The sequence below is a fragment of the Rubrivirga litoralis genome (genome assembly GCF_031846415.1).
Classification (GTDB): Bacteria; Bacteroidota; Rhodothermia; order Rhodothermales; family Rubricoccaceae; genus Rubrivirga; species Rubrivirga litoralis.
Genome location: NZ_JAVRHT010000100.1, coordinates 1 through 327, shown reverse-complemented (window position 1 = coordinate 327; position 327 = coordinate 1). Strand labels below are relative to the sequence as shown.

Genomic DNA, 327 nt, shown 5'->3' with positions numbered 1-327 from the left:
GCCGCTCGTGCTCGCGGCCGTCGTCGGCGGCGACGACGGCGTCGAGGGCGCGGTCGCCGTAGAGGGCGGCGGCCTCGTCGGGAAAGCTGTGGAGGAGGACGAGCTTGCCCAGGTCGTGCAGCAGCCCCGCCGTGTACGCCCCGCCCCCCGCGAGCGCCGCGCGGGTGGGGTCGCTCCCGACGAGCGCCCGGGCGAGGTACGCCGACGCCAAGCTGTGGCGGATGATCCGGTCGGCCACGGCCCGCGCACGCGCCGTCACGAGTGGGGAGAGCCGGGCCATCCCCATGCCGGCCGCCAAGCCGACGACTGTGACCGGGCCGAGCAGCG

1 protein-coding gene is annotated in these 327 nt (G+C 77.4%); it reads right to left on the bottom strand.

Features of this window, described 5'->3' with window-relative positions:
* On the bottom strand, positions 1 to 327 hold a 327-nt coding region (locus tag RM540_RS16355), incomplete at both ends, for an HDOD domain-containing protein (RefSeq protein ID WP_311666100.1).